The sequence below is a fragment of the Dickeya aquatica genome (genome assembly GCF_900095885.1).
GTDB lineage: Bacteria > Pseudomonadota > Gammaproteobacteria > Enterobacterales > Enterobacteriaceae > Dickeya > Dickeya aquatica.
The window spans coordinates 4,352,192-4,374,901 of sequence record NZ_LT615367.1; the positions used below are offsets into that span (position 1 = coordinate 4,352,192).

At 54.5% G+C, this 22,710-nt stretch carries 18 protein-coding genes and 1 riboswitch; of the genes, 13 read left to right on the forward strand and 5 right to left on the reverse strand.

Annotated features, from left to right (window positions below; all coding sequences use genetic code 11):
* Positions 1-97: 97 nt before the first annotated feature.
* Entirely contained in the window at positions 98-982 is an 885-nt protein-coding gene (locus DAQ1742_RS19715; protein ID WP_035339000.1) for a carboxylate/amino acid/amine transporter, read from the reverse strand.
* Positions 983-1,331: 349 nt separating this feature from the next.
* Here DAQ1742_RS19715 and DAQ1742_RS19720 point away from each other — a divergent pair, with 349 nt between their 5' ends.
* A complete protein-coding gene (locus DAQ1742_RS19720) occupies positions 1,332-1,832 on the forward strand; it encodes a MarR family winged helix-turn-helix transcriptional regulator (RefSeq protein ID WP_035338998.1) in 501 nt (166 codons plus the stop codon).
* Between the two features lie 81 nt (positions 1,833-1,913).
* Here the strand turns inward: DAQ1742_RS19720 and argG are convergent, their stop codons facing one another.
* Positions 1,914-3,263 (reverse strand): argininosuccinate synthase, encoded by a 1,350-nt coding sequence (gene argG / locus DAQ1742_RS19725; RefSeq protein ID WP_035338996.1) that lies wholly within the window; start codon positions 3,261-3,263, stop codon positions 1,914-1,916.
* A 293-nt stretch (positions 3,264-3,556) separates the two neighbouring features.
* Entirely contained in the window at positions 3,557-4,411 is an 855-nt protein-coding gene (locus DAQ1742_RS19730; RefSeq protein WP_035338992.1) for a nickel/cobalt efflux protein RcnA, read from the reverse strand.
* 100 nt (positions 4,412-4,511) lie between these two features.
* Between DAQ1742_RS19730 and DAQ1742_RS19735 the strand changes: the two genes are divergently transcribed.
* Both DAQ1742_RS19735 and DAQ1742_RS19740 read left to right on the forward strand, forming a co-directional pair.
* Positions 4,512-4,790 carry a metal/formaldehyde-sensitive transcriptional repressor gene (locus DAQ1742_RS19735; protein WP_035338990.1) on the forward strand — a complete coding sequence of 93 codons (279 nt, stop codon included), beginning with the start codon at positions 4,512-4,514 and terminating at the stop codon, positions 4,788-4,790.
* Between the two features lie 225 nt (positions 4,791-5,015).
* On the forward strand, positions 5,016-5,591 hold the full coding sequence (locus DAQ1742_RS19740) for a DJ-1/PfpI family protein (RefSeq protein WP_035338988.1): 576 nt from the start codon (positions 5,016-5,018) through the stop codon (positions 5,589-5,591).
* A 135-nt stretch (positions 5,592-5,726) separates the two neighbouring features.
* Here the strand turns inward: DAQ1742_RS19740 and exaC are convergent, their stop codons facing one another.
* On the reverse strand, positions 5,727-7,265 hold the full coding sequence (gene exaC / locus DAQ1742_RS19745) for an acetaldehyde dehydrogenase ExaC (protein ID WP_035338986.1): 1,539 nt from the start codon (positions 7,263-7,265) through the stop codon (positions 5,727-5,729).
* Between the two features lie 374 nt (positions 7,266-7,639).
* Between exaC and fdhD the strand changes: the two genes are divergently transcribed.
* The 3 genes from fdhD to DAQ1742_RS19760 all read left to right on the forward strand — a co-directional run bounded on the left by fdhD (position 7,640) and on the right by DAQ1742_RS19760 (position 11,781).
* The gene (fdhD, locus tag DAQ1742_RS19750; protein WP_051124171.1) at positions 7,640-8,467 is read left to right on the forward strand and encodes a formate dehydrogenase accessory sulfurtransferase FdhD; all 828 of its coding nucleotides are present in this window, start codon (positions 7,640-7,642) and stop codon (positions 8,465-8,467) included.
* Between the two features lie 254 nt (positions 8,468-8,721).
* Entirely contained in the window at positions 8,722-9,348 is a 627-nt protein-coding gene (gene sodA, locus DAQ1742_RS19755; RefSeq protein WP_035338985.1) for a superoxide dismutase [Mn], read from the forward strand.
* A gap of 546 nt (positions 9,349-9,894) precedes the next feature.
* Positions 9,895-11,781 carry a methyl-accepting chemotaxis protein gene (locus DAQ1742_RS19760; RefSeq protein ID WP_035338983.1) on the forward strand — a complete coding sequence of 629 codons (1,887 nt, stop codon included), beginning with the start codon at positions 9,895-9,897 and terminating at the stop codon, positions 11,779-11,781.
* A 106-nt stretch (positions 11,782-11,887) separates the two neighbouring features.
* On the opposite strand, the gene DAQ1742_RS19765 is transcribed toward DAQ1742_RS19760, so the two are convergent.
* Positions 11,888-12,598, reverse strand: coding sequence for a DUF3053 domain-containing protein (locus DAQ1742_RS19765; protein WP_035338981.1), 711 nt, complete (start codon positions 12,596-12,598; stop codon positions 11,888-11,890).
* Between the two features lie 516 nt (positions 12,599-13,114).
* Positions 13,115-13,210: riboswitch (guanidine-I (ykkC/yxkD leader) on the forward strand.
* Positions 13,211-13,287: 77 nt separating this feature from the next.
* Between DAQ1742_RS19765 and DAQ1742_RS19770 the strand changes: the two genes are divergently transcribed.
* The 7 genes from DAQ1742_RS19770 to DAQ1742_RS19800 all read left to right on the forward strand — a co-directional run bounded on the left by DAQ1742_RS19770 (position 13,288) and on the right by DAQ1742_RS19800 (position 22,710).
* Positions 13,288-14,343, forward strand: a complete 1,056-nt coding sequence (locus tag DAQ1742_RS19770; protein ID WP_035338979.1) for a putative urea ABC transporter substrate-binding protein — start codon at positions 13,288-13,290, stop codon at positions 14,341-14,343.
* 17 nt (positions 14,344-14,360) lie between these two features.
* Entirely contained in the window at positions 14,361-15,173 is an 813-nt protein-coding gene (locus DAQ1742_RS19775) for an ABC transporter permease (RefSeq protein WP_035338978.1), read from the forward strand.
* Positions 15,174-15,203: 30 nt separating this feature from the next.
* Entirely contained in the window at positions 15,204-15,983 is a 780-nt protein-coding gene (locus DAQ1742_RS19780) for an ABC transporter ATP-binding protein (protein WP_035338976.1), read from the forward strand.
* 27 nt (positions 15,984-16,010) lie between these two features.
* Positions 16,011-16,730: an urea amidolyase associated protein UAAP1 gene (locus tag DAQ1742_RS19785; RefSeq protein WP_035345611.1), complete on the forward strand. Its 720-nt coding sequence runs from the start codon at positions 16,011-16,013 to the stop codon at positions 16,728-16,730.
* A gap of 2 nt (positions 16,731-16,732) precedes the next feature.
* Positions 16,733-17,398 (forward strand): urea amidolyase associated protein UAAP2, encoded by a 666-nt coding sequence (locus DAQ1742_RS19790; RefSeq protein WP_035338975.1) that lies wholly within the window; start codon positions 16,733-16,735, stop codon positions 17,396-17,398.
* Positions 17,399-17,525: 127 nt separating this feature from the next.
* Positions 17,526-21,128, forward strand: coding sequence for an urea carboxylase (uca, locus tag DAQ1742_RS19795; RefSeq protein WP_180706349.1), 3,603 nt, complete (start codon positions 17,526-17,528; stop codon positions 21,126-21,128).
* A 313-nt stretch (positions 21,129-21,441) separates the two neighbouring features.
* On the forward strand, positions 21,442-22,710 hold the full coding sequence (locus DAQ1742_RS19800; protein ID WP_152482112.1) for a hypothetical protein: 1,269 nt from the start codon (positions 21,442-21,444) through the stop codon (positions 22,708-22,710).

Consider the following 22,710-nt stretch of genomic DNA (forward strand, 5'->3'; position numbering starts at 1 on the left):
AGCACAGGTCAATTATCAAAAGAGAAATATGTTAGCTATATCGTGTCATATCATCACTGACACCCTAAGAATAATTCCCTTGATTATAATTTCACTGCTATGAGACAGAGTCCAGATTTGCTACTGATTTTTTCTTTCTTCCCGGCAATGGAATATCCTGAACAATAATAATCCCAGAGAAGATAAACGCCACACCGATTAATTGAGCGGTTGATAACCCTTGGTGCAAAAAGAGAAAACCCAACAGCAGAGCCACCAACGGGCTGAGAAAACCGAGCATCGACATAATCACCGGCGCATTGGCTTCAATGCCGGAAAACCACATAAAATAGGCCAGTAATGAGCCTGGGATCGCCAGATAAAAATACCCCGCAATATTATTCAGGGTGATGATATCCGGCAACGGTTCAGTCAGCATCTGTATTGGCAGTATAACCAGACCACCGCAAAATAGCTGCCAGCCCGTAAATGTCAGCATCGTCATTCCCGCAGGACGCCCCCACTTTTTAGTCAGCACCAGGCCTGATGCCATACTGAACGTCGCTAAAACGGAAGCGATTAATCCGGCGGGATTCAGCGGGGAATTCGGCAATGAGATCAATAAAACAATGCCTATCCCTCCTGCCACGGCGGCAATGATTTGCTTTTTTAGCACCGGTTGAGTGAGTAACAGAAAAGAAAGCAGAATCACAATTAACGGTTGTGACGAGCCCACCAACGCCACAACCCCACCAGGCAGGCGATAAGCGGCAAAAAACAGCATCACAAAAAAAATACCAATATTCAGCGCACCTAATACAAACAACCGCCATAACCAACTGGCGGGAGGAAGCGACTTGCCCAAAATGAGAATAATACCGGCGGGTAATGCGCGAATCAGCGCAGCCAGCAGCGGCTTATCAGCAGGGAGAAACTGGGTGGTGACAAAATACGTTGTTCCCCAGACACAGGGGGCATAAAAAGCGAAATCTTTGAGTTTCACGGGATGAACCTTCCTCGAACTGTTCCTGTTAAATAGCAGGAGTCAGCTTGCCAGCTCCTGCCAGCCTGAAGCACATTGCTTCCCCGGCCTACAGAAGGCGCACATCCATGTGCAGTTCTCCTGATAGCTAACGCTTGATCATCCAAGATCGTGTCGCATCACACCCTGTGATACCGGTAAACAACACTGTATATTACGATTTCGTAATTTACACATGCGTAATTAACGTGTCAACAACATATTACGTTGAATATTTTTTTCCAGAATATTACAGTAGTGGTGTCGCAGCCCCTCTGCGCCGCTCACAAAAAGGAATGCTTTTTTATTATTATTCAAGGATATAATTCTAATGGCTCGTTATCTTGAAGTTTCTGATATTGTTCAGCAATGGCGCAATGAACGCCCTGATCTTGATGTAGAACCCATGCTGGTGATTGGCTCACTGTCTCGCGTCAGCCTGTTAATTGACCGCGCACTGGATAAAGTGTTTAGCAAATACAAACTTAGCGCCCGCGAGTTTGATATTCTGGCCACGCTACGCAGACGCGGCGCGCCTTATGCCATCAGCCCATCACAGATTGTCAACGCGTTAATGATTAACAACAGTACCCTGACCAGCAGGCTGGACAGGCTAGAACAGGCGGGCTGGTTACGCAGAATGCCGATTGAGGGTGACCGCCGTTCCGTTAACATTCAACTGACCGATGAAGGTTTTACCCTGATAAACCGCGTGGTCGAAGAGCATGTGGAAAATGAACGCGATATTTTATCGCTGTTTAGTGAAGAAGAAAAAACCCTGCTGCGCACCCTGCTGGGGCGCTTTGAGAAGCACCTGATCAGCCATCACTAAAAGCAAAACGAACGGACAAAACAGCGGGCGACAAAAAAGGGCATCATGACGATGCCCCTGCTTTTTTACTTTTTCAGTACATTATTTAGACGACTTATCCTGTAATTGCGGGTTCGCCACCTGCGGTAAACCTGCACTGCCAGAAAAGATCAAACCGCTTTCCACGTAGTTGAACAGCTTCTCGCGGGTATCAGTAATATCCAGATTACGCATGGTCAACTGGCCAATACGGTCATCCGGCGAGAAGACCGACTCACCTTTTTCCATCGTCAGGCGTTCGGGTTTGTAGGTCAGGTTGTCCGAAACCGTATTCAGAATGGAGTAATCGTTACCGCGGCGCAGTTCCAGCGTCACCTCACCGGTGATTTCACTGGCCACCCAACGCTGCAACGCATCACGCAGCATCAGTGCCTGCGGGTCGAACCAGCGGCCCTGATACAACAGGCGACCCAGTTGACGACCATGCGCGTGGTACTGCTCGATGGTGTCTTCGTTATGAATACCGGTCACCAGACGCTCATAGGCAATGTGCAGCAACGCCATGCCCGGCGCTTCATAGATACCGCGGCTTTTCGCTTCGATAATACGGTTTTCAATCTGGTCACTCATGCCAAGACCGTGACGCCCGCCGATGCGATTGGCTTCCATCAGCAGTTCCACATCGTCAGTGAAGGTCTGACCATTCAGCGCCACCGGATGACCGCGCTCAAAACGCACGGTCACTTCTTCTGCCGCAATCAGCACGTTTTCGTCCCAGAACTTCACGCCCATGATCGGATTAACGATTTTCACGCTGGAATTCAGGAACTCCAAATCTTTCGCTTCGTGCGTGGCACCCAGCATGTTGGAGTCAGTAGAGTAGGCTTTTTCTGCCGACATTTTGTAGTCAAAGCCCGACGTCGTCATAAACTCGGACATCTCCTGACGGCCACCCAGTTCATCGATGAAATCGGTATCCAGCCAGGGTTTGTAGATTTTCAGTTCCGCATTGGTCAGCAGGCCGTAACGGTAGAAGCGCTCAATATCGTTACCTTTGTACGTACTGCCGTCGCCCCAGATATTCACGCCGTCTTCTTTCATCGCAGCCACCAGCATGGTGCCGGTTACCGCACGGCCAAGCGGGGTGGTATTGAAATAGGTCATGCCACCCGTGGTGTTGTGAAACGCCCCGCACTGAATTGCCGCAATGCCTTCCGCTACCAGCTGTTTGCGGCAATCGATCAGGCGAGCATTTTCAGCGCCATATTCTTTGGCACGACGCGGAATCGCCTCATAGTCATCCTCGTCCGGCTGCCCCAGATTGGCGGTATAAGCATAAGGCACCGCACCTTTCTGACGCATCCACAGTAATGCCGCACTGGTATCCAGACCACCGGAGAAAGCAATACCGATCCGCTGGCCCACCGGAAGATGTTTCAAAATCGTCGTCATAACTATTAATCCCTGCTTGATTTCGATGGCGCTAAGCTTAACAGCCCTGCCGCCGGGTTACGCACTATCTGGTGATGCATTGAAGCACGCTCGATGCCGTACACGCAAAGCGATGACATTAGCCATCACGCATCAATGCATATTTATGCAGAATTTATGATTGATAATTTAAACATCTTTTCCAGCAGACCGGAAGAGAAGAGGGGGCATTTCAGGAAAAAAATTCGCGCGGGCGGCTTCTCGCCGATGATAAGCCTAAAAAAGACGCCCGACAAACGGTGCTGGCCCCTTGGCTAGAGAGGCAAACTCACCCAGCCATGCAGCAACATATACGCCCCCACTACACCAATCAGCAGGCTGGAAAAATAGGGCGCGCGGCGTGCCAGCACCGCTAATCCCGGCCAGCGTTGGCTGGCATGGCGCACACTCAGCGCTGCCCCCACACCAACGGCAACCAGTGTTAAGGCAAGGCCAACACTAAAACACACCACCAGCGCCGCACCCAGCGTAAAAGCCTTCACCTGAATACACAGCAGCAGCACGGTAATGGCCGCCGGACAAGGGATTAAGCCCCCCGTTAAGCCAAACAGTAAAATCTGAAGGTTGCTTGCTTCGCGATTTGCAAAACGAAGGCGTATCTCATTGGCATGGGCTCGCTCATGCGCATCCTGATACTCAGCCTGTGGCGTATGGTGATGGGCATCACCAGCATGAGAATGCACATGTTGATGGTCGTGATGGTCGTGATGGTCGTGATGGTCGTGATGGTCATAGTGATCATGCCGATGGTTCCGCCACACCCCCTCTTCGCGCCAGGTACGCCACCCCATCCACACCGCGGTAGTCAAAATAATCGCACCGGACACCAGTTGTAACCAAGGCTCTGCGCTCTGGGCCGTAAAACGCTGGCTCAGGTACATTCCCCCAAACGCAATCAACCAAACGACGGCAGTATGGGATAACGTCGCCGCCAGCCCCAGCATCACCGCCTGGCGCACCGTACCGCGGATCGCCACAATAAACGCCGCCATCATGGTCTTGGAATGGCCTGGCTCCAGCCCGTGTAACGCCCCTAACAACATCGCACTGGGGATAAATAGCCAGGCATTCGCCACGCCCTGCTGCAAAAGTAAGGAAAAATCCGTCATAGTTAGCGTCCAAAGCAGACTGTCATGTCAGGGCCGTCTGAAAGTAAAGTGATGAAATATACTATACCCCAGTATAGTGCCAGACAAGATGGGAGCTGAAATGCCACACACCATTCATGACAAGAAAAAACTGCTCACGCGCGTTAGACGTATCAAAGGTCAGGCAGAAGCGCTGGAAAAAGCGCTGGATGGCGGTGGGCGCTCCTGCCTGGATATCCTGCAACAAATTGCGGCTATTCGGGGAGCCGTCAACGGCCTGATGGGCGAGGTTTTAGAAGGTCATATCCGCAGCCACCTGATGAATGAAGAGGCTGACCCGAGCGAACGCTCTGCTGATTTGGAAGCAATTGTCAGCGTTATTCGCTCTTATATGAAGTAAATCACCGGGAACGATATGACGACTATGCGGCTGGAGCGCAGGCTGGCAATAGCAGGCAATAGGGAAGTAAGTATAGCGCTATTCGCTACTCATGGGGATGAGGAAACCCCGATTACGCGACCCACCGCTCAATATTAAAACAACGTTTCATTTGAAATTCGTTTCTTTGCTATCCTTGGCGGCATAACGTGCCCTCCCCTTTTTTTGATGATTGCTGGAGATATTATGGCCAAGAATGTTGCCATTCTGCTGGCTCCTGGGTTTGAAGAAGCAGAAGCGATTATGGTGATTGACGTCTTGCATCGTACCAAGCTGAATGTCACGCTGCTTTCCTGCCATGACCGACTGGAACTACACAGCTACCACAATATCCGTATGTTCGCGGATGCGCTGCTGGAGCGAAAAATGGACCAGCTATTTGATGCGGTCGTGATCCCTGGCGGCCCGCAGGGTACGGTGAATCTCGCCGCCAACCCGCTGGTAACAGAATTTATCCGCCGCCACGATGAAGCCGGTAAGCTTATCTGCCCACTGTGTTCAGCCGCAGCCAGAGTGCTCGGCGGCAATCAGTTGCTCAAAGGACGCCGCTACGTCTGCTCTGGTGACTTATGGCAAGATGTCACCGACGGCGTGTATGTCGACCAAAAAGTGGTGGAAGACGGTAACCTGATTAGCGGCAAAGGACTCGGCGTGGCATTCGATTTTGCCTTTACTATCGCCAACCGCCTGAGCGATGACAAAGATGATGTCAACTTCCAGGTTGAGCATATCTACTATGACTCCTGGCGAGTACCGGCCTGATTGTCTCAACCGTGATACCACGGCTTTAGTGACAGCGCAGCACGCCGTTACTGTTTACCGAGACAGAAAACCGGGCTGCGCTGGCAGCCCGGCAAGGTAGTATGTCTGCAACAAGGTGCATCTACGGTAAGTTGATTAGAACAAACCGAGCGGTTTTTCCGAATAACTAACCAACAGGCATTTGGTCTGCTGATAATGTTCCAGCATCATCTTATGGGTTTCACGCCCGATGCCAGACTGCTTATAACCGCCGAATGCCGCGTGAGCCGGATAAGCATGATAGCAGTTCGTCCAGACCCGGCCCGCCTGAATACCGCGTCCCATACGATAAGCAATATTGGAGTTGCGGCTCCACACTCCAGCGCCTAAACCGTAAGGTGTATCGTTAGCGATAGCCAGCGCCTCTTCCGGTGTTTTAAACGTCGTCACTGCCAGCACCGGGCCGAAGATCTCCTCCTGAAACACCCGCATACTGTTTTGACCAAACAGAATCGTCGGCTCCAGGTAGTACCCCTGAGCTAAATCACCCGGCAGAATTTTGCGCTGCCCGCCGGTGAGCACTTCCGCCCCTTCTTTTTTACCGATATCAATGTAGTTAAGGATAGTATCCAACTGGCCTGACGACACCTGTGCGCCCATCATGGTCTGGTTATCCAGCGGATTACCAACACGAATCGCCTCTACCCGTTTGATAGCGCGTTCCATAAAACGCTCATAGATGGATTCCTGAACCAACGCGCGACTCGGACAGGTACACACTTCGCCCTGATTAAAGGCAAACAGCGAAAAGCCTTCCAGCACTTTGTCAAAAAAGCTGTCTTCCCTATCCATCACATCGGCAAAGAAAATATTGGGTGACTTGCCACCCAGCTCCAGCGTGACCGGGATGACGTTTTGGGCCGCATAACCCATTATCTGCTGGCCAACCTCGGTTGAACCGGTAAATGCCACTTTGGCAATGCGTGGTGAGGTCGCAAGGTATTCACCAATCTTCCCTCCCGCGCCATTCACCACATTGATAACGCCCGGCGGCAACACATCCTGAATCAGTTCCATCAACAGCAACACCGACAGCGGCGTCAATTTGGCCGGTTTTAACACCACGCAGTTACCTGCCGCCAGTGCGGGTGCCAGCTTCCAGCACGCCATCAGCAATGGGAAATTCCATGGAATTATCTGCCCGACCACCCCCAGCGGTTCATGAAAATGGTAAGCGACGGTATCGTGGTCAATCTCGCTGATTGCGCCTTCCTGAGCACGAATACAGGCGGCGAAATAACGGAAATGGTCAATACCGAGCGGCACATCGGCATGACGGGTTTCACGAATAGGCTTGCCGTTATCCCAGGTTTCCGCACTGGCTAACAGCTCCAGATTGGCTTCCATGCGATCGGCAATCCGGTTAAGGATTTGTGCACGCTCACGCGCAGACAGCGTCCCCCACTCCGCACTGGCTTTATGCGCCGCATCCAGTGCATGATCGACATCACGGTTACTGGAGCTGGCCACTTCACACAAAGGCAGCCCCGTGACAGGGGTCAGATTGACATAATATTCCCCGCCCGAAGGTGGCACCCAGGCACCACCAATAAAGTTATCATAACGTGGTTTCAGCGTGAGTGCAGACCCGTATTCCCCTGGCTGTACACGGTTTCCTGTTGTATCAATGGCCATTTCTGTCTCCTTTCATGAAAGTCATTGCAGGCCGCTGTCAAAATGCCGATGAGCACGCCCGCGCGCCGTGGCCGACTCGGGAACGCTCGGCCATAAACCTTGTGTGACAGATAATCCCTGACAGAAAATAATGATTAAATAGTATACAGTGTTATCAACTTGTAAAAGCCGTAATATCAGGAAAAGTGTCACTCTTCGACACAGCGCACAGTTTGTTATTAACCGATAAACACTCACATCATGGTTGTGCGTATCGCCGCGCAACATCAGCAAAATAGCGTTGCCACAGGCTGCACAGCGGGATAAAAGTTCGCATCAGCACCGTAGCGGTGAAATAATGTCAGGACAGACTCATGAGGCAGCAGGCACAAGCAGTGAACAGTGATGATATTCAGGACGTGACCAGGCCGCAGATACCCGTCGGTGCCAGCCAGCGCACCGTCTGGCATCAGGGAACACTCGGCACGTCGCAACCAGACTGGCTGGCAGAGGAAGTCCCGGTAGCACTGGTCTACAACGGTATTTCACATGTGGTCATGATGGCATCCCCAAAAGATCTCGATGCCTTTGCGCTGGGGTTCTCCCTGTCAGAAGGCATTATTCAATCACCACAAGATATCTACGGCATCGATGTCGTGGCAGCCTGTAACGGCATTGAAGTGCAAATCGAGCTTTCCAGCCGCCGTTTTGTCGGGCTTAAAGCGCGCCGCAGAGCCATGGATGGGCGCACCGGTTGCGGCGTCTGCGGCGTTGAACAGTTGGCCGAGATAGGCAAGCCTGTGGCACCGCTTCCTTTTACTCAAACCTTCTCGCTGTCACGGCTGGAACCGGCGCTACAGGCGTTAAAAAGTGTCCAGCAGGCGGGACAGTTGACCGGCTCCACCCACGCCGCCGCCTGGCTGTCACCGGAAGGTGAGTTACTGGGCGGCTGTGAGGATGTAGGCCGCCATGTCGCACTGGATAAACTGCTTGGCGTGCGAGCCCGCCAGCCCTGGCAGCAGGGTGCTGCTCTGCTATCGAGCCGCGCCAGCTATGAAATGGTGCAAAAATCCGCCATGTGTGGTGTTGAAATCGTTTTTGCCGTTTCCGCTGCAACTTCGCTGGCTGTTGATGTCGCCGAACGCTGTAACCTGACGCTGGTGGGGTTCTGCCGCCCGGGTCGCGCCACGGTATATACCCACCCAGAACGGCTAACAGAGTAAGCGGCCGCCTGGAAATAACTTAGAACGATTTATTGTTAAGTTGGTTAAATTTGTTATAAGTTTTTGTAATTTAATAACAATTATAAGAAAATGAACCCATGTCGCTACGAATTAATCATTTTCAAGATCATTTAATTAACTATAATGAACTTAACGCTTACGCGGCGCTAACAACGTGATGTGCCGCACACTGTGTACGATAATGATTTGAGCGCGATAACCATTTGCGCCTGACAACAATGGAGATGCTAAACATGAGTTATTCACTGCCATCCCTGCCTTATGCTTATGACGCCCTGGAGCCGCATTTTGACAAGCAGACGATGGAAATCCATCACTCCAAACACCACCAGGCTTATGTCAATAACGCTAACGCAGCGCTGGAATCTCTGCCAGAATTCGCCAGCCTGTCTGCCGAAGAGCTGATCGCCAAGCTGGATCAACTGCCTGCTGATAAGAAAAACGTGCTGCGTAACAACGCCGGTGGCCACGCCAACCACAGCCTGTTCTGGAAAGGGCTGAAACTGGGCACCACGCTGGAAGGTGAACTGAAAGCCGCCATTGAACGTGATTTTGGTAGCGTGGATGCATTCAAAGAGAAATTTGAGCAGGCGGCTGCCACCCGTTTTGGTTCTGGCTGGGCATGGCTGGTACTGAAAGACGACGGCAAACTGGCTGTGGTTTCAACCGCCAACCAGGACAGCCCGTTAATGGGTGAAGCGGTTTCCGGCGCGAGCGGCTATCCGCTCGTGGCTCTGGATGTGTGGGAACATGCTTACTACCTGAAATATCAGAACCGCCGCCCGGATTACATCAAAGCATTCTGGAGCGTCGTGAACTGGGACGAAGCCGCTAAACGTTTCGCAGAAGCAAAGAAATAAATTCATAACTCTCCATTTTTCGATGAAAAATGGATGATGCTGAAAACCCGGAATAACGTTCGTTATGCCGGGTTTTTTCTACTTTGTTTTCCAGATCACAACAACAACAAAAATTATCGCCTAAATACCTTCCATAGCATTACAGTAAAATATCCACTCTTGGCCAGGATATTGACCTGAATGGAGGGTGCGTAGCAGTTAAATTCATAAAAACCATAAAGACCATAAAAATTTCATAAAAACGATGACGGTAAATATATAAAGTTTCCGTCTGGTTCGCCGATAGACTCTGCGTGTTCTGTTCATTGTCTGTAAGCGACTGTCAACCCGACAATCTCTCATCCATACTCTAATTCAATTAGATATCAAGACGCAGGAAGGCGTCAGTTCGGTATATACCCATACCGATACCACTCACTAACAGGAATTTTTTAAACCGTCTGAGGAGCGTCAGGCCTGAGTAACGCTCATCAGTCAGATTTTTTAATACCAGGGGCAAAACCTGAAACCTTACCTACTCAGCCTATTCGTGATGGAAGAAAATCAATGGTTATAAAACTCGAAAATATCAAAGTCGGCAGGAAATTAGGGCTAGGGTTCGCCCTGGTGCTGTTGCTGACTGTAATTATTGCTGCTGTTAGCGTCCGTTACATTGAAATATTGAAAGGCCGTTTTGAAAAAGTACTTTTCAGCAATCAAATTAACACCGAAGTTAGTGAAGCCCGTTATTATCGCGCAGTTTATGCAAATGGTTATAATGCAGATAGCCTTAAAGAAAATAGTAAACATATTGATAACATTATTACGTTGATATCCTCAACGCAGGATAAATCCTGGCGCGGCGATTATAATGACCGGCTGGATAATATCGGCAAGCTGATTAGTCAGTATAAGGAACGCCGGAAAAATTATACGGATGCGGTAGCCAAAAAAGATGACGTGCGTAAAAGCTGGAACCTGTCAGACTCAGAAAAACCCCTGAAACAAATAGAGCAACAGATTGCAGGTAACACCGCGCTGCAACTGCAACTGACCACACTGCATCAAAAATTGGTCAATGTCCGTTACCTGGTGCGCGGCCTGTTGTTGTCGCTAAACAGTGAGGCAGAAAAACCGCTGATTAGCGCGCTGGATGACGCACAAGCGGTACTCAACCAGTTTATTCAGGCGTTGACCCCGGAGCAGCAGGCTATTATGGCACCGGTTGTCTCCACTCTTTCTACCTATAAAACCCAGGTAATAGCGTATCTCCCGGCCTATCAGGTAGAACTGGTGCAGGGGCAACTGCTGGGCGACACCGCCAATTTGCTTATCGATACCGCCAACAAGATGGTAAACGATGAAAACAGCGCCACTCAGCAAAATATTAGTGATGCCGAATGGCAAATTGCCGTCACCGCTTTGATTACGCTGGTGCTGGGCATTCTGATAGCCTGGTATATTTCGCGCCAGATAACTCAGCCGCTAAATAACACCGTGGCGATTGCAGAAAGTATTGCCACCGGCGATTTAACCGTCAGCATTGAAAGCACCCGCCGTGACGAACTGGGTATGTTATTTGATGCCATGGCAAAAATGAAAGCTAACCTGCATAACATGATTGATGACATCCGCATGGGGGTCAGCCAGATAACCACCGCCGCCAGTGAGATAGTCACCGGCAATAACGATCTCGCGGCCCGAACGGAATCACAGGCGGCATCCGTCGAGCAGACGGCGGCCAGCATGGAAGAACTGACCTCCACCGTGAAACAGAACGCTGCCAACGCGCATCAGGCCAATAAGCTGGTACTGGATGCCACACACACGGCACAGTCAGGCGGTAAGCTGGTGGAAAATGTGGTGCAAACCATGTCTGAAATTGAAGGCAGCTCAAAACGCATCGCAGAAATCACCTCTGTTATTAACGGCATTGCCTTCCAGACCAACATTCTGGCGCTGAACGCAGCCGTCGAAGCTGCCCGTGCCGGTGAGCAGGGGCGTGGCTTTGCAGTCGTGGCCAACGAGGTACGCAATCTGGCCCAGCGCAGTTCACAAGCCGCCAAAGAAATTGAAGGGCTGATTTCCACCTCGGTTGAACAGGTGACGAAAGGGGCACATCTGGTGCATTCTGCCGGTAAAACCATGCAGGAAATTGTTACTGCCGTCACGCATGTACATGACATCATGGGGGAAATAACCGTTGCCTCTGATGAGCAAAGCCGGGGTATTGCACAGGTTAATCAGGCGATTGTCGAGATGGATAGCTCCACGCAACAAAACGCCGCACTGGTTCAGCAGTCTTCTGCGGCGGCCAGCTCACTGGAAGATCAAGCCGTGATCCTCTCCAACACGGTATCCGCGTTCCGCCTCTCGTCAACCCATGAGCTACCCTCTGCCAGCCACAGCTTACCGCTTGCCAGCCCTCACGCCTCGTTACCCTATAGAAAGTAATCAGAGCGAACGTCAGATACGCGCAAACAGCAAGGGCAACCACACGGTTGCCCTTGTTATAACGGCTGCGTTGTAACACGGGTTATCGCGCAATCCCTTGATTCATTCAGTGAGGCAGGAAATTTTGCGCTTTCAGAGTGGTGTACAATTTTTGCTGCTGACTGGCAATATCCGTCATCATGCCGTTGTATTGCTCCACCTGCTGTGGGGTGTGAAACTGCACACCATTGTTGCCAAACACCACCTGACTCCCCTGAGCCTGAAGATAGTCGCCCACCTGCATCACGCTCTGGGCAAAGGCGGTGCTGGCTGGAACCACGGTTACCATCGCATTGGCGGGCAACGAAACCGCACGATTGTAAACCTTGTCATAAATGGCCTGTAGCTCTTCGGTTTGCTTGAGCACGTGACGGGCGGTATCCGCCTGCGTTTTGGCACTTTGCACCTGTGGGCTCAACATGTTCAGCGCACCGAGTGCCTGGCGTAAATTGTCACGCTGGGCCACATAATCCTGCGGCACGCGAATACGTGACATCGCTTCCAGCACCGGTGTCAGGCTGCCCGCCAACGCCTGATCCAACTGCTGATTAAACGACGTCATCACGGCGTAATCCTGAGTAAAACGCCCAAAACTCTGTTTTTGTTGTTCAGACAAGGCAGGCAACTGACGCCCTTCCTGCTGAGAAATACCCTGCAAGAAGGTGGTAAACGCCTGACGCGCTTCTTTATCTTTGTCGCCACAGGCTGACAATTGCAATGCCGTCACCAACATAATCACTGGCAGCAGCCAGCGCGAACGGTAATCCGCCAACATCATTACGACTCCTGTTTGATTTCACCACCACAACCCGGCAACACCCTGTGTCAGCAGGTCATTACTGTTATCCAAGCCCGCTGCCGCGCACCGCTCAGCCGCAATGTCACCGGCATCCGGGCTGCTCCTCATACAAAGTTTACCAAAGGAGACATGCGGGGGGCCTATTCTACGCTGGATCGGTACAGACGACGTACAGAATCCTCCCTTTTGCCAATAATCTCCCCCCACACCCTGTTGCCTCGCGCGCCTTCCTGCTTTTGTCATCCTTGCCCAAACACATCGCACCCGTTTCACGCTCTGCACGTAAACGGTGCATGAGGCACAACCTCACCGGTCAGCCCGCCCGCTCAGCTCCGGTAAAACCCACCGCGAATAGAAAAATAAGCTATTGATAAATAAAAAATCGCCTCCTGCAACCACGTTTTCCGAGAAACAAAACACAACATGGCAGATTTTTTGCTTAACACTTATTCAGGCAGGAGCGATAGCGGGCAACCGGTGTCGCCAGACAATTTGGAAATGGGTAACTAGGGTTCCGGCTGTGATGGCGCAGGTCCGAGAGTTACCGACCGCCCTCTGGCGGTTACACGGCGGGATAAAAGCCCGGGAGGATACAGCGAGTCGATGCTCGCCGCCCTCCTGCTGTTTTGCTGTTTATGCTTGCGCCCAACGTCAGAGGACATCTCACCATGAAAACCCTTCAACGCGTCTTACTTCTTTGCGCCCTGGCGCTGTGTAGCCTTGGCGTACAGGCCGAAGGCAAACCGGCCTTCAAACTGTGCTGGTCTATTTATGCCGGGTGGATGCCCTGGGACTACGCCCAGCAACAGGGCATCATCAAAAAATGGGCCGATAAATACGGTATCGCCATCCAGTTCGTGCAAGTGAACGACTATATCGAATCCGTTAATCAATACACCGCTGGCGGCTTCGATGGCTGCGCCATGACCAACATGGACGCGCTGACCATCCCGGCGGCAGGCGGCGTAGACAGCACCGCGCTGATCGTCGGTGATTACTCAAACGGCAACGACGGCATTCTGATTAAAGGCACCAACAGCCTCACTGCCCTGAAAGGCAAGCCGATTAATCTGGTGCAGTTATCGGTCTCTCACTATTTGCTGGCGCGCGCGCTGGAAAAAAATGGCATGAGCGAGAAGGACATCAAGGTGGTAAACACGGCGGATGCCGATCTGGTCGCCGCCTTCGGCACCCCGGATGTGCAAGCCATTGTGACCTGGAACCCGTTACTGGCTGCCGCCAAAAAACAACCGGGTAGCCAGTTAGCCTTTTCATCAGCCCAGATCCCCGGCGAAATTCTCGATTTACTGGTCGTCAACACCGCCACGCTGCAAAAGCACCCGGAGCTTGGCAAAGCGCTGACCGGTGCCTGGTATGAAACCCTGCAAGCCATGTCTGGCGATAGCGCCAGCGCCCGTCAGGCCCGCACCGCGATGGGCCAGGCTGCGGGAACAGACTTGCCCGGCTTTGATGAACAGCTTGCCGCCACCCACCTGTTTGATACGCCACAACTGGCCCTGAGCTTTGTCGAAAACGCCCAGCTCAAAACCACCATGCAGTCAGTGGCCGAATTCTCGTTTCGTCACGGCCTGCTTGGCGATAACGCGCCGGGCGCAAATGTCGTCGGGGTCAGCACGCCATCGGGGGTCTGGGGCAACACGGGCAACATCAAGCTGCGCTTTAGCGATGAGTTCCTGAAACTTGCTGCTGACCACAAGCTGTAAACCGAGGGGAATGTCGGATGCGTAAACTGATCAACTACCAGCCGCTCCCGCTGACACGCGGCATGATGGGGTTTCTGCCATTACTGGCGCTGTTGCTGGTCTACCTGATGGCATCCGACGCCCGGCTGTCGCTCAACGCCGCCGACAAACTGCTGCCGGGCTTCAGTGCCATGAGCGATGCCATTCACCGCATGGCGCTGGAGCCCAACGAGCGCACGGGCGAATACCTGCTGTGGACAGACACCGCCGCCAGCCTGCTGCGCCTGTTAACGGGCGTCGGGTTAAGCGCCCTGCTGGCGCTGGTGTTTGGCCTGCTGTGCGGCGCGCTGCCGGTGGTGCGCGCCACGCTCTCACCGCTGATAACGCTGTTTGCGCTGGTGCCACCGCTGGCGGTACTGCCGATTTTGTTTATCTGCTTTGGCCTGGGTGAAGTCGCCAAAGTGGTGCTGATAACCATCGGCATCACGCCATTTATTATCCGCGACTTACAGCTCTACATTCAGACGCTGCCGCGCGAGCAACTGGTGAAAGCGCAAACCCTCGGCGGCCACAGCGGCCAGATCCTCTGGCGGGTGATCCTGCCGCAACTGATGCCGCGCCTGCTTGATGCCGTGCGCCTGTCGCTCAGTTCCGCCTGGCTGTTTTTAATTGCCGCCGAAGCGATTGCCGCCACAGACGGGCTGGGATACCGCATTTTCCTGATGCGCCGTTATCTGGCGATGGACGTGATTTTGCCTTACGTCGCCTGGATAACGCTGCTGGCCTTCCTGCTTGATGCGCTGCTCAAACTCATCAGCCGTCGCGGCTGGCCCTGGTATTACCCGAAATAAGCCGCCGACAACAAGAGAGCCAGAGAAGCTATGTCGTTATTAACACTGAAAAATATTCGCAAAGAGTACGGCAGCCAGGTGGTGCTGGAGCGGCTTAACGTTTCGGTTGACGAAGGGGAGTTCGTGTCGATTGTCGGGGCCTCCGGCTGTGGCAAAACCACCTTTCTCAACATGTTACTGGGCACGGAGCACCCCAGCAGCGGCCAGTTACTGCTGGATGGCAAGCCGATGCCGCAAGAACCGGATGAACACCGGGGTGTGGTGTTTCAGCGCTATTCAGTCTTCCCCCACCTCAGCGTGGTGGAGAACGTGATGCTCGGCGCGGAATTTGCCAAAGCCCGCTGGCTTGGCCGGGTGTGGGGAGCCAGGCGTCAGGCCATCCGCGATGACGCGATGGCGATGTTGCATCAGGTCGGTCTGGCGCAAGCCGCCGAAAAATACCCGCACCAGCTATCCGGCGGGATGCAACAGCGGCTGGCGCTGGCACAGGCGCTGCTCAAACGCCCGCGCATTTTGCTGCTCGATGAACCGTTCGGTGCGCTCGACCCCGGCATTCGCGGCGAAATGCACCAGCTCATCAGTCAGTTATGGCAGGAACACCGTCTGACCATTTTTATGATAACCCACGACCTGAAAGAGGGGTTTTCGCTCGGCACCCGGCTGTGGGTGTTCGACAAGCTCCGTCAGGATGCGCACGCCCCCGATGCCTGGGGAGCCAGTATTACCTACGACCTGCCGCTCGATCGCGCCCCTGCCGGGGTGCGCGCCTCGGTGGGCGAATTGATGAACGGGCGGCGTCACGTCGCCTGAGAGGAGAACATCATGAGCGATTTTGACATGAACACGTGTTACCAGACCGAACTGCCCGCCGGGTCGCACTGGTCGCTGATTATGCGCCGGGGCACCGCGCTGACGCTGACCGATACCAGCGGCGGAGCCAACGTCGGCATGCTGTTTTATAACCCGGAAAATCCGCTGGAGCGCTACAACGCGCCAGACAGCCTGAAATGCCAGCACACCTTTAAGCTAACCGCCGGCCACTGCCTCTATTCCGATATGGGGCGCATTTTCTGCGCCATTGAAGCCGACAGCTTCGGCTGGCATGAAACCGTCTGCGGCGCGAGCCAGGCACAACAGGTCGCACGCCAGTTCGGCGAGCTGAACTACCAACAGGCGCGTAACGATCGTCATCAGAACGGTTACGACAGTTTTCTGGTCGAGCTGGCGAAATACGGCCTTGGCAAGCGCGATATGGCCGCCTGCGTTAACTTTTTCGCCCAGGTTGCCAGCGATGACGACGGCAACCTGCGGCTTGAGCGTCAGGGTCAGGCCGGGGCCAGCGTCACGCTGCGTTTTGCCATGGACACGCTGGTGATCCTGCACACCTGCCCGCACCCACTGAGCGATGCCCGCACCTATCCGCGCCATCCGGTGTCGATAGCCATTGACCACCGGCGCGCACCGCTGCCCGCACACTGCCTGGAGCGCCCGGAAAACCAGCGCGGGCTGCGCAACAACACGCTCTACTATCTGGCTGAACAACCACAAGGAGTCTGATGATGATAACAACCAGTCCCCGCGACCCGGCCACGGCGGTCTGTCGCACCACCATTGCAGCCGGCGACTACTGGCTGCAGCGTCTGGACGCTGGCCAGACGCTGCGCATTACCGATCTTGAAGGCAATCAGGCGGCGGATACGCTGTTTTATAACGCCGACGACACCGCCGAGCGCTATAGCGTCACCGATACCCTGCGCGGCCAGCGCAAAGTGTTTCTCACCACCGGCAGCATTCTGCGCTCTAACGAAGACCGGCCGATGCTGGAAATCGTCGCCGATACCTGCGGACGGCATGACACCCTCGGCGGGGCCTGCGCCACCGAGAGCAACACCGTGCGTTATGATCTGGAAAAGCGCCATATGCACGCCTGCCGTGATAGCTGGATGCTGGCTATCGCCCAACATCCGCAATTTAACCTGACCAAGCGCGACATCACCCACAACATCAATTTTTTCATGAACGTACCGGTGACGCGCGACGGCGGGCTGACCTTCGCCGATGGCATTTCCGCCCCGGGCAAATATGTGGAAATGGTGGCGAAAATGAACGTGCTGGTGCTTATCTCCAACTGCCCGCAGTTAAATAACCCGTGCAACGGCTACAACCCAACGCCGGTGGAGATTGCCATTTGGCAGGACGGGGACACCGGTCAACGCACACAATAAGCCCCCACGCCGGACTCCCCCAGAACACCAGACCGGAAACGCCACCCGGCGCAAGCGCGACGCGCGGGACGACCCGCACCATGCGTCCAACACCCCGCAGGACGACCTGCCCGCAAGAGAGCTTGTCATGTTTGAGCGCGTACTGATTGCCAACCGTGGCGCAATTGCGGTGCGTATTATCCGCACCCTGAAGAAAATGGGCGTTAAAGCCATTGCCGTGTATGCCGAAGCCGACCGCCATTCGCTGCATGTGCGTCAGGCCGATGAAGCCTGGTCGCTGGGCGACGGCCCGGTGCGCGACACCTATCTGGATCAGGAAAAATTGCTGCACATCGCCGCTGCCAGCGGCGCGCAGGCTGTTCATCCCGGCTACGGTTTTCTCAGCGAAAATAGCCAGTTCGTTACCCGCTGCGAACAGGCGGGGCTGGTGTTTCTTGGCCCGACCGTCGCACACATGGAAGCCTTTGGCCTGAAACATCGCGCCCGCGCGCTGGCACAGCAGAATGCCGTTCCCCTGCTACCGGGCAGCGGCCTGCTCACCTCGCTGGACGCCGCCTGCAAGCAGGCGCGCCACATCGGTTATCCCGTGATGTTAAAGAGCACCGCTGGGGCGGCGGCATCGGGATGCCAGCGCTGCGATGACGAACCGCAACTGACCGAGGCCTTTACCCGCGTTAAACGGCTGGCGGGCAACAACTTTGCCGATGATGGCGTGTTTCTGGAAAAATTCATCGCCTGCGCCCGCCACATCGAAGTACAGGTTTTCGGCGACGGCCAGGGCAATGTCATCGCCCTTGGCGAGCGCGACTGCTCCGCCCAGCGTCGCAACCAGAAAGTGCTGGAAGAGACGCCCGCCCCCGGCCTGAGCGACGCGGTACGCGCCGAGCTGCACGCCACCGCCATCCGGCTGTGCCAGGCGGTGGGGTATCGCAGCGCAGGCACCGTAGAGTACGTCTATGACGAAAACGCCAAACAGTTCTGGTTTTTAGAGGTCAACACCCGCTTGCAGGTTGAGCATGGCGTCACCGAAATGGTGTACGGCGTGGATATCGTGCAGTGGATGGTGGAGCTGGGCGCAGGCTGCCTGCCGCCGCTGCCACAGCTTGTCACCACCCCACACGGCCACGCTATTCAGGTGCGCGTTTATGCCGAAGACCCGGCCAAACAGTTCCAGCCCTGCGCAGGCTTGCTCAGTCAGGTCGCGTTTCCAGAGGCGCTGCACGGCCTGACCCTGCGCATCGACCACTGGCTGGACAGCGGCAGCGAAGTGTCGCCGTTCTACGACCCCATGCTGGCAAAAATTATCGTACACAGCGACAGCCGCGACGCCGCCCTCGACGGTATGACGCGAGCGCTGGACGCCACATCGTTGTACGGCATCGAAACCAATCTTGCCTGGCTACGCCACCTGCTGACCCTGCCAACGGTCAGACGCGGAGCCATTATCACCGCGACGCTGGGCAGCGTGGCATGGCAACCGGCAACGCTGGATGTCCTTGGCGGCGGCACGCTCACCACCGTGCAGGATGCCCCCGGCCGCACCGGATACTGGCATGTCGGCGTGCCGCCTTCCGGCCCGTTCGATACCCGCTCTTTTCGCCTTGGCAACCAGTTGCTGGGCAACACCCCGGACGCCGCCGGGCTCGAAATTACCCTGCGCGGCCCGACGTTGCGTTTTAACCACGACTGCGCCTTTGTGATTACCGGTGCGGCCATCGCAGCGCAGCTCGATGACACCCCGCTGACAGGCTGGCAGGTGTATGCCGCCCGCGCCGGGCAAACCCTCACCCTCGGTGCTATTGACGGGGCCGGTTGCCGCAGTTACCTGCTGCTGGCAGGCGGGCTGGGCTGCCCGACCTACCTCGGCAGCCGCAGCACATTTACGCTTGGCAAATTCGGCGGCCATGCCGGTCGCGCGCTGCGCGCAGGCGATGTGTTGCATCTGGCCGCCCCTGCGCTCACGCACCTTGATGCAGCGCTGCCGCAACCGGACTGGCACAACCACTGGCAAATCCGCGTTATCTATGGCCCGCACGGCGCGCCGGACTACTTCACCCCGGACGACATCGACACCTTCTTTGCCGCCGACTGGCAGGTACACTACAACTCCAGTCGCACCGGGGTGCGGCTGATTGGCCCGAAGCCGCAGTGGGCGCGCACCGACGGCGGGGAAGCGGGGATGCACCCGTCTAACATTCACGACAATGCCTACGCCTTCGGCACGGTGGACTTCACCGGCGATATGCCGGTTATTCTGGGGCCGGACGGCCCATCGCTGGGCGGTTTCGTCTGCCCGGCGACCGTCATCCAGGCCGATTTATGGCAACTCGGCCAACTCAAAGCCGGTGACAGTCTGCGTTTTGTGCCCGTCACCCTGGCGCAGGCCGATGCACTGGCACGGGCCGCCGAAGCCGACCTTGCCGCCTGCCCGAGCACCAGCACCAGCACCAGCACCAGCACACCAGCCACGATTACCTCACCGGTGCTGTATCAGCGCCCCGCCAGTGACGATCGCCCCGCCGTTACCTGCCGCGCCGCCGGTGACAGCTTTGTCCTGCTGGAATATGGCGAGCACCGGCTCGATATCGCCCTGCGTTTTCGCGTCCACGCCTTAATGCAGTGGCTGGAGCGCCACCCGCTGCCCGGTATACAGGAACTCACGCCGGGCATCCGCTCGCTGCAAGTCCACTTTGACAGCCTGCAATGCCCGCGCGAGCCGTTGCTGGCGCACCTGCGGCACGCCGATGATGCGCTCGGCAACCTGCAACACGCCACCGTGCCCTCTCGCACCCTGTGGCTGCCGTTAAGCTGGGATGATGCGGCCTGCCGCGACGCCATCACCCGCTATACCCAGTCGGTGCGCCCCGGCGCGCCCTGGTGCCCCAGCAATATCGAATTCATCCGCCGTATCAACGGGCTGGATGATGTGGCGCAGGTTAAAGACATCGTCTTTAATGCCCGCTATCTGGTGATGGGACTGGGGGATGTCTATCTGGGCGCACCGGTCGCCACCCCGATTGACCCCCGCCATCGTTTAGTCACCACCAAATACAACCCGGCCCGCACCTGGACGGCGGAGAACTCCGTCGGCATCGGCGGCGCGTATCTGTGTGTATACGGTATGGAAGGGCCGGGCGGCTATCAGTTTGTTGGCCGCACCTTGCAGATGTGGAACCGCGATCGACAAACCGATGCATTCCGGCAACCCTGGCTGCTGCGTTTCTTCGATCAGCTTCGCTTTTACCCGGTCAGCGCAGAGGAACTGCTGAGCATTCGTGAGCGTTTTCCGTGGGGAGATTACCCGCTGCGTATTGAGGAGGGCGAGTTTAGTCTGGCGCAGTATCAGCAGAGGCTCACCGAACAACATGCGGAGATTGCCGCGTTTGAACGCCAGCGCCAGCACGCGTTTGAAACCGAGCTGGCTCGCTGGCGCGCCGACGGCCAATTCACCTTTGACAGTCGCCTGCAAGACGAACCCGAACCTGATGACGCCGTGCCGGAAGGCGGCCACGCGGTGGAAAGCCAGGTGGCGGGCAGCGTGTGGCAATGGCTGATAGCGCCCGGCGAGCGCGTCAGCGCCGGGCAAGTGGTCGGGATTCTGGAGTCGATGAAAATGGAAATTCCGATCCTCGCCCCTGTCGCGGGCACACTGCATAGCCAGTTGCGGCACGCCGGGCAACAGGTTCAGGCCGGGCAACGACTGATGGTGATCACCCCCGCTGAAGCGTAATTCCCCTTCACCGGCAGGCACTGGCCTGCCGGTGAACACCCCACAGACGAACGCGGATTGATAGTGACGACACGCAATTGTTTTTTCTTTAATAATTAAAGAATTAAGTTTTTTTAATTTTTTCAGGATACGGTATTCTGCTGTTTTTATACTCAGCCCCGTGCTGGCAATTGGCTTATCCTTTAACACAGCGTGTAATACTATGAATTATATTCACCCATACGATACGGTGTTATTTGCTTTTATTATTATTGTTTTCTGCGTCATCTTTCATGTCAAATTTACAGAAAAGAATGCGCATGAAGCTCCCGGAATGTTAATTACCATTGGCATATTTGCAACATTCCTGGGTATTACATTAGGGCTGCTGGATTTCAATATGAACGATGTTGAAAATAGCCTGCCAAATCTGATTAATGGTATAAAAACAGCGTTTTTGGCCTCTGCTCTCGGCGTATTTTCCGCTTTGACAATAAAATTCCGCTATACCTTTTGGGGCGCTAAAGCTCCCGCTGCCGATACACCGGTGCAAGATGCCACCATTGACGATATCGTCAGGCAACTGCAACTCTCCGGCAAATCGCTGGATAAATTACATTACTCGCTGGTCGGTCATGAAGAAGCCTCATTGTTAACCCAACTTAAATTAATTAGTAGCGACCAAAACGATCAATTAAGCCATTTGCATAAAGCGTTTGTCGAATTTGCCAACACGCAGGCGGAAAATAACTCTAATGCACTGATCGATGCACTAAAAGCAGTGATTCGTGATTTCAATGAAAAAATCAGCGACCAGTTTGGCGAAAACTTTAAACAACTCAACGCCGCCGTGGGGAAAATTAATGACTGGCAAGAGCAGTATCGCCAGCAAATGCAGGAAATGATCGCCCAACAAACCCAGACCACCGCCAATATGCAGCAGGCGGGCGAAAGCTTCTCACAGGTTGTTGAACATGCGCAGTCTTTTAGCCAGACAGCGGCAAATATTGAACGCACCATTGGTGCATTTTCTGCGCTTGAGCAGGCATTAGAAGCGAACCTCAGCGAGCTGGCGGGCGTTATTGATGTGACGAAAAGCGGCATTCCTGAAATAGAAAGCAGGGTTTCGGAGATGATTACCCATATTCAGCACGGCGCGCAGGCGTCAGCAAATATCATAACCGAGCATTTACAGGGTGCCACTCAAACCTTGCAATCCTCCGTCGGCCATTTCACTGCGCAGATGACGCTCAGTGCGGAAAATATGGCGCATAACGTCAATGAGCAGAATATAAAAACCAACGAGACAATACAAAAAGCCAGCACTCAGTTACAGCAATTAATGACCAGCATGTCACAAGAGATGACGCAATATATTCAACGCCATAATGAATCCATTACCACGAATATCACCGACATGACTGAAAATACGAAAAAACAGGTCACGGCACTGGATGCGGCCTTATCCGATGCGCTGAAAAAATCGCTCGATTCGCTGGGTCAACAATTGGCTTCGCTCTCTAACAAATTCACGCAGGATTACACCCCGCTTACCGAGCGTTTAAAAGAGGTGGTGCGGTTATCTGAAGCGCTGAGGGCATAA